Source organism: Micromonospora sp. NPDC049559 (assembly GCF_040676675.1).
Taxonomy (GTDB): domain Bacteria; phylum Actinomycetota; class Actinomycetes; order Mycobacteriales; family Micromonosporaceae; genus JBFAPK01.
In genome coordinates this window covers 30,102-45,744 of record NZ_JBFAPK010000003.1, presented here as the reverse complement: position 1 = coordinate 45,744, position 15,643 = coordinate 30,102, and the positions used below count along the sequence as shown (strand labels likewise).

General features: G+C 73.2%; 14 protein-coding genes. 9 read left to right on the top strand and 5 right to left on the bottom strand.

Features of this window, described 5'->3' with window-relative positions; all coding sequences use genetic code 11:
• Positions 1 to 170: 170 nt before the first annotated feature.
• From AB0J86_RS05900 to AB0J86_RS05885, 4 genes are all read right to left on the bottom strand, one after another.
• The gene (locus AB0J86_RS05900; protein ID WP_363853887.1) at positions 171 to 1,424 is read right to left on the bottom strand and encodes an MFS transporter; all 1,254 of its coding nucleotides are present in this window, start codon (positions 1,422 to 1,424) and stop codon (positions 171 to 173) included.
• 33 nt (positions 1,425 to 1,457) lie between these two features.
• A complete protein-coding gene (locus AB0J86_RS05895; RefSeq protein WP_363853164.1) occupies positions 1,458 to 2,048 on the bottom strand; it encodes an isochorismatase family protein in 591 nt (196 codons plus the stop codon).
• Positions 2,049 to 2,058: 10 nt separating this feature from the next.
• A complete protein-coding gene (locus AB0J86_RS05890) occupies positions 2,059 to 3,345 on the bottom strand; it encodes a nicotinate phosphoribosyltransferase (protein ID WP_363853162.1) in 1,287 nt (428 codons plus the stop codon).
• Positions 3,346 to 3,721: 376 nt separating this feature from the next.
• A complete protein-coding gene (locus tag AB0J86_RS05885) occupies positions 3,722 to 6,397 on the bottom strand; it encodes a LuxR C-terminal-related transcriptional regulator (protein WP_363853159.1) in 2,676 nt (891 codons plus the stop codon).
• A gap of 200 nt (positions 6,398 to 6,597) precedes the next feature.
• On the opposite strand from AB0J86_RS05885, the gene AB0J86_RS05880 reads away from it, so the two are divergent.
• The 3 genes from AB0J86_RS05880 to AB0J86_RS05870 all read left to right on the top strand — a co-directional run bounded on the left by AB0J86_RS05880 (position 6,598) and on the right by AB0J86_RS05870 (position 9,149).
• Positions 6,598 to 8,262 carry a hypothetical protein gene (locus AB0J86_RS05880; RefSeq protein ID WP_363853156.1) on the top strand — a complete coding sequence of 555 codons (1,665 nt, stop codon included), beginning with the start codon at positions 6,598 to 6,600 and terminating at the stop codon, positions 8,260 to 8,262.
• Between the two features lie 99 nt (positions 8,263 to 8,361).
• Positions 8,362 to 8,652, top strand: a complete 291-nt coding sequence (gene clpS, locus AB0J86_RS05875; protein WP_363853153.1) for an ATP-dependent Clp protease adapter ClpS — start codon at positions 8,362 to 8,364, stop codon at positions 8,650 to 8,652.
• The gene (locus AB0J86_RS05870; RefSeq protein ID WP_363853150.1) at positions 8,649 to 9,149 is read left to right on the top strand and encodes a DUF2017 domain-containing protein; all 501 of its coding nucleotides are present in this window, start codon (positions 8,649 to 8,651) and stop codon (positions 9,147 to 9,149) included. The genes clpS and AB0J86_RS05870 overlap by 4 nt, the downstream gene beginning before the upstream one ends.
• A gap of 201 nt (positions 9,150 to 9,350) precedes the next feature.
• Here the strand turns inward: AB0J86_RS05870 and AB0J86_RS05865 are convergent, their stop codons facing one another.
• Entirely contained in the window at positions 9,351 to 10,211 is an 861-nt protein-coding gene (locus tag AB0J86_RS05865) for an aldo/keto reductase (protein WP_363853148.1), read from the bottom strand.
• Positions 10,212 to 10,301: 90 nt separating this feature from the next.
• On the opposite strand from AB0J86_RS05865, the gene AB0J86_RS05860 reads away from it, so the two are divergent.
• The 6 genes from AB0J86_RS05860 (at position 10,302) to AB0J86_RS05835 (ending at position 15,472) form a co-directional block, all read left to right on the top strand.
• Entirely contained in the window at positions 10,302 to 11,222 is a 921-nt protein-coding gene (locus tag AB0J86_RS05860; protein WP_363853146.1) for a LysR family transcriptional regulator, read from the top strand.
• A 10-nt stretch (positions 11,223 to 11,232) separates the two neighbouring features.
• Positions 11,233 to 11,721, top strand: a complete 489-nt coding sequence (locus AB0J86_RS05855) for a M67 family metallopeptidase (protein WP_363853144.1) — start codon at positions 11,233 to 11,235, stop codon at positions 11,719 to 11,721.
• Positions 11,722 to 11,804: 83 nt separating this feature from the next.
• Positions 11,805 to 12,140, top strand: coding sequence for a MoaD family protein (locus AB0J86_RS05850; protein ID WP_363853142.1), 336 nt, complete (start codon positions 11,805 to 11,807; stop codon positions 12,138 to 12,140).
• A gap of 12 nt (positions 12,141 to 12,152) precedes the next feature.
• Positions 12,153 to 13,118: a pyridoxal-phosphate dependent enzyme gene (locus AB0J86_RS05845; RefSeq protein ID WP_363853139.1), complete on the top strand. Its 966-nt coding sequence runs from the start codon at positions 12,153 to 12,155 to the stop codon at positions 13,116 to 13,118.
• A gap of 320 nt (positions 13,119 to 13,438) precedes the next feature.
• On the top strand, positions 13,439 to 14,185 hold the full coding sequence (locus AB0J86_RS05840; RefSeq protein WP_363853136.1) for an MBL fold metallo-hydrolase: 747 nt from the start codon (positions 13,439 to 13,441) through the stop codon (positions 14,183 to 14,185).
• Between the two features lie 138 nt (positions 14,186 to 14,323).
• Entirely contained in the window at positions 14,324 to 15,472 is a 1,149-nt protein-coding gene (locus AB0J86_RS05835) for a glycosyltransferase family 1 protein (protein ID WP_363853135.1), read from the top strand.
• Positions 15,473 to 15,643: the final 171 nt, after the last annotated feature.

Here is a 15,643-nt window from a genome sequence, read left to right as displayed (position 1 = left end):
GCCGTAGCACCGCCGAAGGGCGCCGCACTCCCGACCGGGGAGTCCGGCGCCCTTCGTCGTACCCGCCCGCCGCTACCCACCCGTCATATCCCCGTCGATCTAGGGCAAATCCCTGTTAGTTGACCTCTAATCACCACGATTTGCCCTAGATCGACGGGGAGGGGCAGGGGTCAGCGGGTCAGGACGGTGTCGTCGATGCCACGCTCGGCGGTCGCCGTCTCGTCCGGGACGAGGCGGATCCGCCGGCGCCGCTCGCCGAGCAGCGTGGCGAGCGCCACCAGGGCGCCGACCAGGCCGATCGCGACGAACCCGTACGCCGGCGCCGACGCGTCGATCACCGCGCCGGCCAGCGGCGCGCCGAGCGCCAGCCCGACGGTGATGGCCGAGCCGTGCAGCCCCATCGCCTCGCCCCGTACGCCCGCCGGCACCAGCCGGCTGACCGCGTCGGCCGTCGCGGCCAGGGTCGGGGCGCAGAGGGCACCGGCGGGGAGCAGGACGAGGGCGAGCAGCCACCAGTGACCACCGCCGAGCCCGACCAGCATGGTGCCGAGGCTGAGCAGGGTCAGCAGCCACCGTACCGACGGCGGCCGGGCGACCGCGCCGTAGGCGAAGCCGCCCACCAGCGAGTAGACCGCCCACATCGCCATCACCGCGCCGGTCCAGTCCACCTCGCCGGCCTCCCGCAGCACCGCCACCACCGAGACGTCGGTGCCGCCCAGCACCAGCGTGCTGGCCGAGCCGATCGCCAGGATCCCGACCAGCCGGGAGGTCAACCAGTCGCGGCGCGGGATCGGCCGGGCCGGACCGGCGGGTTCGTCGTCGGCCCTGATCGGCGGGTTGAGCAGGATGAAGGCCACTCCCGCGAGGACCACGCCGACACCGACGGCGAGCATGGTGACGCGCGGGGAGACGGTGGTGGCGAGCAGCACCGCGAGCGCCGGTCCGATCATGAACGACAGCTCGACCGACATGGAGTCCAGCGCGTACGCCTGGCGGCGGCGGTCCTCCGGCACGATCGCGGCGATCGACTGGCGCACCGTCGAGAAGACGGGCAGCGCGAGCAGCCCGCCCAGGAATGCGGCGCCGAGCAGGGCCGGATAGGGCAGCGCCTGCGCGGTCGACCAGAAGACCGCTTCCGTGGCCGTGGCCAGCAGCAGCACCGGACGCAGCCCGCGCCGGTCGATCAGCCGGCCCAGCAGCGGGGAGCCCAGCGCGTTGCCCACCGTCGTCGCCGTGCCGACCAGCCCCGCGGCCGCGTAGCCGTGGTCCAGCGCGAGCACGACGTAGAGCGTGAGCGTCACGCCGGTGGCGGTCAGCGGTATCCGGGCCAGGATCGACACCGCCAGCAGCGACCGCAGACCGGGCACCGAGAGCGCCCGCCAGTAAGGCTTCAAGTCCATCAGAGTCCGTACCTCCCGCACCATCCTGAGCACGGGGTAGGACCTTCTCGCGAGCGATTAACGGGATTCGGTGACCTCCATCACCGGTTCGCCCCGCAGTTGGATCCCGGCGTCGGCGAGCTGCCGCAGGGCCGCCCGGGTGGTCGGCTCGGCGACCCCGGCGGTCAGGTCGAGCAGCACGGTGGTGGCGAAGCCCGCCCGCGCCGCGTCCAGGGCGGTGGCGCGTACGCAGTGGTCCGTGGCGATTCCCACCACGTCCACCGCGTCGACGTCGTGCTGCCGCAGCCAGTCGGCCAGGCCGGCCCCGCCGGGCTCCAGCCCCTCGAAGCCCGAGTACGCCGCCGCGTGCAGGCCCTTGTGGAAGATCGCCTCCACCCGGTCGGTACGCAGGTCGGGGTGGAAGTCGGCGCCGGAGGTGCCGGCCACGCAGTGCGTCGGCCAGGAGTCGACGTAGTCCGGCTGGTCGCTGAAGTGGGCGCCCGGGTCGACGTGGTAGTCCTTGGTCGCCACCACGTGCTGCCAGTCGCCGGTGTCGTCGGCCAGCCGGCGGGAGATCTCCCCCGCCACGGCCGCGCCGCCCGCGACCGCGAGCGAGCCGCCCTCGCAGAAGTCCCGCTGCACGTCGACGATGATCAGTGCTCGGCTCATCTTCGCCCTCTCAGGTGGTCGGTACGACGGTGACGGGGAGGGCCGGATCGCCGGCCGAGAGCTTGAGCCCCTCCCAGGGGATCGAGATCAGGCACTGCCGGAGGTGGTCGCGGGACTCCTCGAGCGTGGGCAGCGGCGCCGGTTCGCCCCCGACCACGTACGAGCGCTGCAACAGCCGGTCGTTCGGCTGCCGGTCCGGCACGCCCTGCGAGACGACGATCTCCTCGGTCGCGGTACCGGTCGGCTTGTGCCGGCGTACCGCGGTCTTGCGCCCGCCGACGGTGGCCTTGTTCTCGGAGCGCTTCACCACCGGGCGCCCGTCGACCTCGACCAGCTTGTAGACCAGGTTGGCGGTGGGTGCCCCGGAGCCGGTGACGACGGCGGTACCGGCGCCGTACATGTCGACGGGCTCGGCCGCGAGCGCGGCGATGGCGTACTCGTCCAGGTCGCCCGAGACGATGATCTTCGTCTCGGTGGCACCCAGCGAGTCGAGCAGCTGCCGGGACTGGTGCGCCAGCACCGAGAGGTCGCCCGAGTCGATCCGGATCGCCCGCAGGTCCGGACCGGCCACCGAGATGGCGTTGCGGATGCCCTCGCTGATGTCGTACGTGTCGACCAGCAGCGTGGTGCTCTTGCCCTGCGCCGCGATCTGCGACTGGAACGCGGCCGGCTCGTCGTCGTGCAGCAGGGTGTACGCGTGCGCGGCGGTACCGGCGGTCGGGATCCCGTACCGCGCTCCGGCGGCCAGGTTCGAGGTGTAGCCGAAGCCGGCCAGGTACGCCGCCCGGGCCGCCGCCACCGCCGCCTCCTCGTGGGCGCGCCGGCTGCCCATCTCGATCAGGGTCCGGCCCCGCGCGGCGGTCACCATCCGGGCCGCCGCCGCGGCGATCGCGCTGTCGTGGTTGAGCACCGACAGCACCAGGGTCTCCAGCAGCACGCACTCGGCGAAGGTGCCGGAGACGGTCAGGATCGGCGAGCCGGGGAAGAAGAGTTCCCCCTCGGCGTAGCCGTCGACGTCGCCGGTGAAGCGGTAGTCGGTCAGCCAGTCGGCCGTCCGGTCGTCGACCACCCCGCTCTCGCGGAGGAAGGTCACCTCGTCGGGGTGGAACCGGAAATCGCGGATCAGCTCGACCAGGCGGCCGGTGCCGGCGACCACCCCGTACCGACGGCCTGACGGCAGGCGGCGCGCGAAGACCTCGAAGACACAGTGCCGGTGGGCGCTGCCGTCCCGCAGGCCGGCGCTGACCATCGTCAGCTCGTAATGGTCGGTCAGCAGCGCGGGGTGATGGATGCTCACCGCTCCAGCCTAGAGACTCGCATACCGGCCCCGTCGAGCCCGACCCACCCGCGAGGCGCCCGCCGCCCGCAGGCGCCACCAAGCGGAAGGAGCGTGCGAGCCGCGCCGCCGCCCGCAGGCGCCACCAAGCGGAAGGAGCGCAGCGACTGGAGCGACTGGCGCCTACAGGGCGGCTTTTCGGGCGCGCGAGCCGCGCCGGCGGAGCCGGCGCCAGCAACTCTGCGACTGGAGCGACTGGCGCCTACAGGGCGGCTTTCCGGGCGCGCGAGCCGCGCCGGCGGAGCCGGCGACAGCAACTCAGCGACTGGAGCGACTGGCGCCTACAGGGCGGCTTTTCGGGCGCGCGAGCCGCGCCGGCGGAGCCGGCGCCAGCAACTCAGCCCTCCTGCTCCGGGATGGCGCGCAGGGCGGGCAGCAGCTCGCTGCGGCCGGCCACGCCGAGCTTGCTGTAGACCCGCTGGAGGTGGTTCTCGACGGTACGCGGCGAGATGTAGAGCTGTTCGGCGATGTGCCGGCTCGGGATCCCCTTCGCCGCGAGCCGGGCAATCTGCCGCTCCCGCTCGGTCAGGCTCGGGGTACGGATCCAGAGCGCCGGGCTGCGTACCACGTCGCAGAGCGCGAGCAGGTCGCCGAGGCGTACGTTCGCCTCGTGTGCCCCGGCGGCCCGGGCCTCCCGGAGTCGGGCCACGGCCATCGCGGCGGCCTCGGCGGCGAAGACGTTCAGGTCGAGTTCGGCGAAGCCGTCCGAGACGGCCAGCAGCTCCGGCGGGGAGCCGGCCGAGGCGGCCCGCGCGTGCCGGGCCGCCAGCGGCGGGATCGGGCCGTCCACGATCTCGGTCAGCGCGGTGAGCCGCTGCGCGACGGTCTGCCGCTGGCCGGCGCCGCGCGCGCCGCCGATCTCCGCGTCGGCCCGACCGAGTCGGACCAGGTCGTGCAGGGCGAAGACCTCGTGCCCGGCGAACCCGTCGCCGCGCAGCCGGTGGGCCAGCGCCTCCAGCCGGGTGACCGCGCCCGTGAGGTCACCGGAGCTGGCCAGTACCGCCGCGCGGGCCTGCTCCCGCCACGGGTAGAGCACCTCCATCCCGGCGAAGTGCAGGCGGTCGGACTCGGCCATCGCCTCGGCGGCCAGCTCGGTGTCGCCGCGGAGGGCGGCCGCCTGCGCCCGCTCCGCGTGTGCGAGCGCCGCGTAGACCGGGCTGGCGCCGAGCACCGCGCAGGCCCGCAGGCTGAACTTGAGCGCGTCACCGGTCTGGCCGCGCAGCCGGGCGGCCTGCGCGCGCAGGATCGAGAGGTACCCGGAGCCGAGCCGGAAGTCGCCCGCGTCGGCCAGGTCGGCGAACTCGTCGGCCACGATCGCGTCGATGCCGGCGAGGTCTCCGGAGAGGGCGAGCCGGGTGCCGCGCGCCAGCTCCAGCGAGAGCTGGAGGTACGGCATGTCGGTCCGCCACTGCGCCGCGTCCGCCTCGACCCCGCTGATGGCCCGGCCGCTGCGCGCCAGCTCGCCCTTGGCGGCCTGCAGGTGGGCGATGGCGCAGCGGGCGACGCCCCGGGCAGCTGGGGTGGCGGCGGGGCGGTCCAGCACCGCGCGGCTCAGCCGCAGCGCCTCGGCGAGGTCGAGCCGGTGCAGCCGCATGATCGCCTCGAAGGCTCGGACTCGGGCCCGGTCGGCCGAGTCCTCGATCCGCGTGGCGCCGGTCGCCAGCTCCTCGACGGTGGACTCCTCGCGCAGTCCCCAGTACGAGATCATCCCGCGTGCCGTCAGCCACCGGCTGCGCCGCTGGTCGGAGGCGAGCTGGTCGGCGACCGCGTCGAGCACCTCCCGCGCCTTGACGGGCTCGTCCTCGAACATCTTGACGGTGGCGAGCGTCTCCGCGGCGTCGAAGCCGCCGCCGAGGTTCAGGGCCGCCCGGGCCAGCTTGCCGGCGAGCGTCACGTCGTAGCGCCCGAACGCCTGGATGGCCGCCTCCAGCAGTTGGCCGGGGTCGCGGGCGGTGTCCGACTCGACCCGCCAGACGGCCGTACGCAGCAGGTCGTCCCGGCGCCGGTTGCCGACCGCCTCCAGCAGATCGGCGAGCTCGGCCTTGAGCCTGCGGGTACGCGTCACCGGGCAGCGCCGGCGCAGGATCTCGCCGTAGAGCGGGTGGGCCAGGCGGACGTTCATCCGCCGGTCCTCCTGGATGACCCGGATCAGCCCGCGCTCCTCGGCGGTTTCCACGTCGGTGGCGTCGGTGGCCTGGATCAGCAGCACGGAGCCGATCGGCTCGCCCATCGCGACCAGCTCGACGACGGCCCGTACGCCCGGGGTGAGCTGGCCGATCCGGGTGTCGATGAGGTGGTCGAGGTTGGGCGAGAGCCGTGGTTCCTGTCCGCCGGTCCACTGCCACACCCCGTACGAGTCGCTCAGTTCGTGGCTGTCGCGGGCGGCGAAGACCAGTTCGCGCAGGAGCAGCGGGTTGCCGGAGGACATCCGCCACATGCGGTCGGCGGAGGTGGGGCTGACGGGCCCGCCGAGGATCGCGCTGAGCAGGTCGCTCGTGTCCGGCAGGCTCATCGGCTGCAACTCGGCGTGGTCGACGAGGTCGTCGGTCCAGAGCGCCCGGATCGGCACCGGCACCTGCTCGTCGGTGCGCAGGGTGCCGAGCACGGTGGCGTTGTCGGAGCGGGCGATCAGGTAGACCAGGGCCGCCGACGACTCGTCGAGCAGGTGGATGTCGTCGATGGCGAGGACGATCGGCCGGCCGGCGGCCTGCTGGTGCAGGGCGTCGACCGCCCAGCGCAGGATGCCGGCGGGGGAGAGGCCGGGCGGCTGGTTGGTCGGGAGCACCTGGGCCAGCCCGCCGAAGGGGAGCCCCGCGATCGCGATGTTCGCCGAGGCCAGCCAGACCGCGTACCGCTCGGTGGGTAGATCGGAGACGCACTGCCGGAGCAGCCGGCTCTTGCCGACGCCGGCCGTACCGCTGAGGATCAGGCCCCGGCCGTTCGCGCTCGTCGCCGCCGCGAGAAGGCGGTCGAGTTCGTCCGTACGGCCGACAAAGTTCCACGACTGGCCCACCGGGGCAGCATATAGAGGGAAATCCCTCCGCGTGCACCCCGTAACGGAGTGAAGTTGAGTAGCGATACCGTTACTCCTAAGTACCGGAGGTGGTCGTTGGCTGCGTGCTTTGGCACGTAGCGTTCCGACATCCGGCTAAAAGGCTGGAATTTCCACGGCCCGACTCGCCCGGCCGGGCTGCTCAGGAGAGAGGCCGCCGAATGGAGTCCGAACCGCTCCATGCTGTCGCCGCTTACCGCCGTCCCGAGGTCGCGCAGGTCTCCGCGTCGCCGCGGCGTGACGCGCGGGACGACGAGGGCTTCGGACCGCTCGGCGAGCCGGCGGTGGAGGAGCCGCTGGCGGTGATCGCCACCGGTCCGGGCGGGGCCGGCCGCGAGGCGGTTCTCGCCGCGCTGCTCGGCACCGGTACGGAGGCCCTGCGGGTGCCGGCCGGCAGCTTTCTCGTGGTGGGCTACGACCAGCTCGCCGGCGGCCTGGCGTTCCTGCCGGGCTACCGCCACCCGCACGAGTACCGCAGCGAGCCGGTCGGCGCCAGCCCCGCCCTGGCCCGCCCGCCGCGCCGGGTGGAGCTGACCCTGGACGAGCCCCTGCTGCGGCACTTCACGCTGGTCGACGCGCCCGACAGCGGGACGCTCGGTCGCGCCGGCACCCACGTCCTGCTCGACGCGGCACACCGGGGCGGCGCCCTGCTCTTCGTCATCTCCGCCGAGCAGGCGCTCGCGGCGGCCGACCTGGACCTGCTGGCCCTGGCCGGGGCGAACCAGGTGCGGGTCTTCTTCGTGGTCACGCCCGGCCCCGCCGGCGGCTGGTCCGCCGTCACGCAGGCCGAGCGGGACCCGGGCGCGGCGGGCGCGGCGACCCCGGACGGCTCGCCCGCGCCCTCGGACGGCTCGCCCGCCGCGCCGGGCGCCGGGCCGGCCGGGCCCGGGTCGCCGACCGCCGAGCAGGTCGGGCCGCCGGAGCCGGTCGCCGAGCCCGTCGACGGGGTCCGGGTGACCGTCGACGCCCACCGGGCGGCGCTGCTGGCCGCCGTGCCGTCGCTGACCCGGGCGCCCTGGTTCGCGCTCGACCCCACCACCGGGGACACGGCGTACCTGCGACAGGCGTTGAAGGACTGGGCCGCCGACGAGGGACTCCGGCGGGCGAGCGCCAGCCCGCCGGTCCCGCCGGGCACGACCCGTACCGTCCGCGTCCGGGCCGACGCCGCCGAGTCCGGCTGGGAGGACCGGCTCGAACGGCAGGTCCGGGAGTACGCCCACCGGGCCCGTCAGGACCTCGCGCTCGAACTGGCCAACATCCACCTGCGCTGCGTACAGGAGATCGTCTTCGGCGCCGGCTGCCCCGGCCTGCCCGGCGCGCTGGACCGCGAGGTCCACGGGCTGTCGCTGCGCGCCCTGCGCGCCGACGACGCGGCGGCGCTGCGGATCCTGGCGGAGACCGCGGAGCTGGTCTTCGGGGAGGTGCCCGAGGAGGGGGTGCGCCGGCGGTTGGTCGCCGCCGTCCGCGCGGGCTTCGCCGATCACCGCCGGGCGCGCGACCTGGCCCGCGTGCTGTTGGTCACCCGTACCGGTGGTGTGGCCGTGGTGCTCGGCGAGGGCGCGGTCGACGCGCTGGCCGCGTACCGGGGCGCGCGGCGGCGGGCCGTCCTGCCCGGCCTCGGGATCGGCCTCTCCGGCGGCTGCTACCAGCACTGGTGCAATCCCGCGAACGCGGACCGGGCGAAGGCGCGCTCGTGGCTCCAGCGGGCGCTGCGCGAGATCGAGTTGGAGCTGGCCCGCGAGGTCGGACGGCGGTTCGAGGCGGTCCAGCTCTCGCTGAGCGCGGTCGTCACCGACGCGATCGACCATGGCATCCTGCTCGCCTAGCGAGCGGCTCCGACGGGATCGGCGATTCGACGGCCTGGTTACGGACATCCAGTGTGTTCCGGTTCATCAGATTCCGGCTCCCGGTGGCACGATGGGGACGTGACCGCTCCCCAGGTTGCTCCGGTCGAGGCACCGGAGACCGAAGAGATCCCGGCCTCGGACCGGCTGTGGGTGACCATCGTCTGGGACGACCCCGTGAACCTGATGTCCTACGTCACATGGGTCTTCCAGAAGTGCTTCGGATACAGCCGAGAGAAGGCCGAGAAGTTGATGCTCGACGTGCACCACAAGGGCCGCGCGGTGGTCTCCAGCGGCGCCCGGGAACGGATGGAGCACGACGCCTCGCAGCTGCACGGCTACGGCTTGTGGGCGACGGTGGACCGGGCATGACGATGTTCCGCCGTTCGGGCGAGCACTGCGTGGCGACGCTCGCCGCCGACGAGGTCCGGGTGCTGCGCAAGGTCGCCTCGGAGGTGGTGGGGCTGCTCACCGAGGGGTTCGACCACACCGACCCGGTGGTGGGGCGCCTCTTCCCCGACGTCTACCCCGAGAACCCGGCCGATTCCGCCGAGTACCGCCGCTACACCGAAGGTGACCTGAAGACCGCCAAGATCGATCAGGCGGGTGCGATCCTGGCCGCGCTCCCCGACACTCCGGGCGGGGAGATCCGCCTGGACGCCGAGGCCGCCGAGGCGTGGCTGCGGGCGCTCAACGACGCCCGGCTGGCGATGGGGGTACGCCTGGAGGTGCGCGACGACACCGACCTCGGGGAGGAGTTGGACGAGGCGATGCGCGCCGATCCGGACTCCAGTCGGGTGTTCCAGCTCTCCGTCTACGCCTACCTCGGGTACCTGCAGGAGTCGCTGCTCAACGCGCTGGTCGACTGACGCCTCGCGTGGCCGTGGTTGCGGTGGGGCCCTGGGCCGTGGTTGCGGTGGGGGCCCTGGGCCGTGGTTGCGGTGGGGGTGGGGCCCGCCGTACCCCGCGAAGCCCGTCAGGCTTGATGTCTTCGCGTGGCACGGCGGGCCCCACCGACCGTCGGTCGCGCAACGACCACCGGATGCCGTCCGGCGGGTACGACCTGCCGGCTAGGCGTCGAGCGCGGCGAACTGCTCGGGGGTGAGGGTGAGGTCACCCGCCTGGGCCGAATCCTTGATCGACTCGGGTCGGCTCGCGCCCGGGATCGGGATGACGACCGGGGACTTCGCCAGCATCCAGGCCAGGGTGACCCGCTGCGGGCTCACCCCCAGTTCCTCGGCGACCCGGGCGAAGGCGACGAACCGGGTACCCAGCTCGGCGGCATTGCTGATCCCGCCCAGCGGCGACCAGGGCAGGAACGCGATGCCCAGCTCGTCGCAGAGCTCCAGCTCCGGCTCTGAGCTGCGGAACGCCGGCGAGAACTGGTTCTGCACCGAGACCAGGCGCCCGCCCAGGATCTCGTTGGCCTGCCGGATCTGGGCCGGGTTGGCGTTCGAGATGCCGGCCATACGGATCTTGCCAGCGTCCAGGAGGTCGCGGATCGCGCCGATCGACTCGTCGTACGGCACCTTCGGGTCGGGCCGGTGGAACTGGTACAGCCCGATCGCGTCGACGCCGAGACGCTTGATCGACGCGTCGCAGGCGGCCTTGATGTGCTCCGGCGACCCGTCGACGGTCCAGCTGCCGTCGCCGGGGCGCAGGTGCCCGCCCTTCGTGGCGACCAGCACGCCGGAGGTGTCCCCGCCGTAGCTCTGCAGGGCCTTCGCGATCAGCGACTCGTTGTGGCCGACCTCGTCCGCGTGGATGTGGTACGCGTCCGCGGTGTCGATCAAGGTGACGCCGGCGTCGAGCGCCGCGTGGATGGTGCGGATGGACCGGTTCTCGTCGTCGGGGCGGCCCTCGATGGACATCGGCATGCCGCCGAGCCCGACCTCGCCCACCCCGACAGTGCCAATCTTGCGGCTCTTCATGAAAACCTCCTTCGACGCCAGCCTGCCCACTTCAGGAGCGGGCGTCCAACAGGAGAAGCTGCTCGAATTAAGCACGTAGACTGCTGAGTCGTGGAATTGCGACATTTAGAATACTTCGTCGCGGTAGCCGAGGAGCGACACTTCACCCGCGCGGCGGAGCGGCTGCGGCTGGCGCAGTCCGGCCTCTCCGCCTCCATCCGGGCACTGGAGCGGGAGCTGGGCGGGCCGCTCTTCGTACGCAGCACGCGGCGGGTCGAGCTGACCGAGGCCGGGCGGGTGCTGCTGGCCGAGGCCCGCCGCACGCTGGCCAGCGCCAGCGCCGCCCGGCAGGCCGTCGCCGCCGTACAGGGGCTGCTGCGGGGCACCCTGGCGATCGGGGCCGAGCAGTGCCTCGGCCGGCTGAACCTGCCCCGGCTGCTGGCCGACTTCCGGCTGGCGCACCCCGGCGTCGAGATCGCGCTCCGGCAGGGCGGTTCCACCGAGATCGCCGCCGAGCTGCGCGCCGGCCGCCTCGACCTGGCGTTCGTCGCCCTGACCGGCGCGGCGTCCGAGCAGCTCGACCTGATCCCGCAGTACGTCGAACCGATGATGCTGCTCTGCCGGCCGGACCACTGGCTCGCCGAGGCCGGCGCGGTGGGCTGGACCGAGCTGCGCGACGAGGTCTTCGTCGACTTCCACCGGGGCTTCGGGGCCCGGGAGGTGACCGAGGACGCCCTCGCGGCGGTCGGGCACCAGCGCCGGGTGGTGGTGGAGGTCAACGACGTGCACAGCCTGCTGGACTTCGTGGGCGCCGGGCTGGGCGTGGCGCTGGTGCCGGGGCCGATCGCGCGGAAGCGGCCCGACCAGCTGCGCGCCGTACCGCTGACCCGCGGCTGCGCGTACAACTGGGCCGTGTCGGTGGCGCTGCCCGCCGGTCGCCCGCCGAGCCCGTTCGCGGCGGCGCTGCTGCGGCAGGCCGGTCCGGACGTGATGCTCGCCCCGGAGGGGGCGATTGCGGGCTCAGGTCGGTAACATGGGCGCCGTGCTGAGCATCGACCGGTCGATCATCGACGCGATCGTCGCGCACGCGCGCCGCGACCACCCCGACGAGGCGTGCGGTGTGGTCGCGGGACCGGCCGGCAGCGACACCCCGGTCCGGCTCATCCCGATGGACAACGCCGCCCGGTCGATGACCTTCTACGAGTTCGACTCGATGGAGCAGCTCCGGGTGTGGCGGGAGATGGACGACCGGGACGAGGAACCGGTGGTCATCTACCACTCGCACACCGCCACCGAGGCGTACCCGTCGCGCACCGACATCTCGTTCGCCGGCGAGCCCGGCGCGCACTACCTGCTCGTCTCGACCCGCGATCCCGAGACCGCCGAGATCCGCTCGTACCGCATCGTGGACGGTGCGGTGACCGAGGAAGAGGTCCGGATCGTCGATGCCGGCGTGGACCAGCACGCCGTCCAGTCCTACATGTTCGGGCAGAGCCCGACGACGGTCGACTACGAGTGTTCCGGCCGCTGACTCCGCTCCGGCTCAGCGTCGCGCCCGGTCCCACCCGTAGTTCCCTTCCTCGTTCACCGTCGTATCCACAGGAGTAAGGCATCATGGCCATCGAGGTTCGTATCCCCACCATCCTGCGCAACTACACCGGCGGCGCCAAGGTCGTCGAGGGCGCTGGCGACACGCTCAGCGATCTGCTCTCCGACCTGGACGGCAAGTACTCCGGCCTGCGCGGTCGCCTGGTCACCGACGAGGGCGGCCTGCACCGGTTCGTCAATGTCTACGTCAACGACGAGGACGTGCGCTTCCTCGGTTCGCTGAACGCCAAGGTCTCCGACGGCGACACCGTCACGATCCTGCCGGCCGTGGCCGGCGGCGCGTTCGGCTTCGCCGCGGCGGCCGCGATCAGCTCGCACGCCGCCACCGTCGCCGTCCGCTGAGGGGAGCCCGCCGTGGCGCGGTACGAGAGCCTGCTCGACGCCTGCGGCGGGACGCCGCTGGTCGGTCTGCCCCGGCTGTCGCCGGCGGTGCCCGAGGGGGCGCCGCCGGTGCGGCTCTGGGCGAAGCTGGAGGATCGCAACCCGACGGGCAGCATCAAGGACCGCCCGGCCATGTTCATGGTCCGCGAGGCCGAACGGGCCGGACGGCTCCGCCCGGGGGACACCATCCTCGAACCGACCAGCGGCAACACCGGAATCTCCCTGGCCATGGTGGCGAAGCTGCGCGGCTACCGGCTGGTCTGCGTCATGCCGGAGAACGTCTCCACCGAGCGGGTGCAGCTGCTTCGGATGTACGGCGCCGAGATCATCTTCTCGCCCGCCGCCGGCGGCTCGAACCAGGCCGTGGCGACCGCCAAGCAGATCGCCGCGGAGCACCCCGACTGGGTGACGCTCTTCCAGTACGGCAATCCGGACAACGCCCGGGCGCACTACGAGACGACCGGACCGGAGCTGCTGCACGACCTGCCCACGATCACCCACTTCGTGGCCGGGCTCGGCACCACCGGCACCCTGATGGGCACCGGGCGGTACCTGCGCGAGAAGGTCGAGGGCATCGAGATCATCGCCGCCGAGCCGCGCTACGGCGAGCTGGTCTACGGGCTGCGCAACATCGACGAGGGCTACGTGCCCGAGCTGTACGACGCGACCGTGCTGACCCGGCGCTTCTCCGTCGGTACCCGGGATGCGGTGCTGCGTACCCGGCAGCTCGTCGAGGTGGAGGGGATCTTCGCGGGCTTCTCGACCGGGGCGATCCTGCACGCCGCCCTGGCCGTCGCGCACCAGGCGGTACGGGACGGCCGCCGCGCCGACGTCGCGTTCGTGGTCGCCGACGGCGGCTGGAAGTACCTCTCGACCGGAGCGTACGGCGGCACCCTCGCCGACGCCGAGGACGCGCTCGAAGGCCAGCTCTGGGCCTAGGGTGTGCGCAGGTGCGGGCCGGGTCGTACGGAAGTGGCTTGCCTGGAGAACCGGCTGAGGTCTACGCTGCGCAACGGGCGGATATGGGCTGCGTAACGCCGGATTCGACGGCATCGTCCGCAGCACGGCGGATCCGGGGCAGTACGGCTGTCACGTTAGCGACAACTCCGTCTAGATCTTCCGTGCCTTCGCACGACGCGGCGTAGGCTGCGCACCGTGGCAGACGCGCCGGCAATGATCTCCGACCCGGTGGTCCGGGAGGTCTCCGACCCAGCGGTTCGCGCGCTGTCCTCGACCATGAATGAGTACGGGACAGCCGGATGCGATTGACCGTTCTTGGATGTGCGGGGAGCTTCCCCGGTCCTGAGTCGGCCTGCTCGGCATACCTGGTGGAAGCGGACGGATTTCGGCTCCTGATCGACTTCGGTTCCGGTGCCATCTCGGCGTTGCAGCGCTACGCGACCCTGAACTCCGTCGACGCGATGCTCCTCACCCACCTGCACTGCGACCACATGCTCGACGCCGTCACGTACGTGGTGGTGCGCCGGTACGCGCCGGACGGGCCGTACCCGCCGCTGCCGGTGTACGCGCCGGTCGGGGCGCCGGAGCGGATCGCGCGCGCCTACAGCCAGGACGAGGCCTCGGTCGAGGACGTCTACACCTTCTACGGGCTCCAGCCGGGCAGCTTTCCCCTCGGCCCGTTCACGGTCACCGTCGACCGGGTCAACCACCCCGTGGAGACCTACGGGGTACGCCTGGAGTGGAACGGCCGGGTGCTCTGCTACTCCTCCGACACCGCGCCCTGCGAGGCGCTGCTGCGGCTGGCGCACGGCGCCGACCTGTTCCTCTGCGAGGCGGCGTACCTCGACGGGGTGGACAACCCGCCGGACCTGCACCTGACCGGCCGGGAGGCGGGCGAGATCGCCACCAAGGCCGAGGTGGGACGGCTCCTGCTCACCCACCTGGTCGCGGCCTGGGGCAACGAGGCCGACACCTTCGAGGCCGCCTCCGGCGCCTTCGCCGGCCCGGTCGAGGTGGTCCGCCCCGGATCCCGGTACACCGTCTGACCCGCGGCCCGCGGCGCGCGGCGGACCCGGCGCTACGCCGGGGCGCGGCGGCGGGCAACAACATCTTGTGCCGCAGTGTTCGCCCCACGGTCAACCGCGCGTCGCTCGATGCACCGCAGCCACCCGCACGGTGAGCCCATGCGTATCGCGATCGTCACGGAGTCCTTTCCACCGGACGTCAACGGCGTGGCGCACTCCGTCGTGCGGGTCGCCGAACACCTGGTCCAGCGGGGTCACACCCCGGTGGTCATCGCACCGGCGCCGAGCCTGGCCACCCGCCGCATCGCCGGGGCCCACCCGTACGAGGTGGTCCGGGTGCCGAGCGTGGCCGTACCGCGCTACCGCAGTTTTCGGCTCGGCCTGCCGACGCCCCGGCTCGCCGAGGCGCTGATCTCGCACGCGCCCGACGTGGTGCACCTGGCCAGCCCGTTCGTGCTCGGGGCCCGGGCGGTCGCCCTCGCCGAACAGCTCCGGCTCCCCACCGTGGCGGTCTACCAGACCGACGTCGCCTCGTACGCCCGCGCCTACCGGCTCGGCTGGGGAGAGGCGGCCGCCTGGCGCTGGATCCGCAACATCCACAACTCCGCCGGCCGCACCCTGGCCCCGTCCAGCTCCGCCGCGTCCGACCTGGTCGCGCACGGTGTGCAGCGGGTACGGCGCTGGGGGCGGGGCGTGGACGCCGTCCGCTTCGACCCCGCCAAGCGGCACGAGTTGGTCCGCCGGGCGCTCGCCCCGGCCGGGGAGGTGCTGGTCGGCTACGTCGGCCGGCTCGCCGCCGAGAAGCGCGTCGACCTGCTCGCCGAGACGTGCCGCATTCCCGGCGTACGGGTCGTGGTGATCGGCGACGGCCCGGCCCGGCGGGACCTGGAGAAGGCCCTGCCCGACGCGCTCTTCCTCGGCGCCCGGCACGGCGACCAGCTCGCCCGGATCTACGCGAGCCTCGACATCTTCGCGCACACCGGCCCGTTCGAGACGTTCGGCCAGGCCGTGCAGGAGGCGCTCGCCAGCGGCCTGCCCGTGGTGGCCCCGGCCGCCGGCGGCCCCGTCGACCTGGTCCGGCCCGGCGTGACCGGCACGCTGGTGCCGCCGGAGGACGGTCCCGCCCTCGCCGAGGCGGTCGCCGCCCTCGCCGCCGACACGCAGCTGCGCCGGTCGTACGGCGCGGCGGCGCGGGCGGGCATCGCCGCGCGGAGCTGGACCGCCGTCGGCGACGAGTTGATCGGCCACTACCGGTCGGTGCTGACCGAGGGCGTGGCGACGCCCGCGCCGGTACGGCTCGCCGCGTGAGCGGACGCCATCCCGGCGCACCGGCGCGTACCCGTCCCCGCACCCGCCCCGCACGCTCGCGGTACGGACATCGACGTGAGCAGTCGCTTTGACGGGGACGCGGGCTTCGGACAAGATCGGTGCTCGCGGTCCGCGCCGGGACCGCCGCGCCGCGACCAGAGGCGGTCGTCG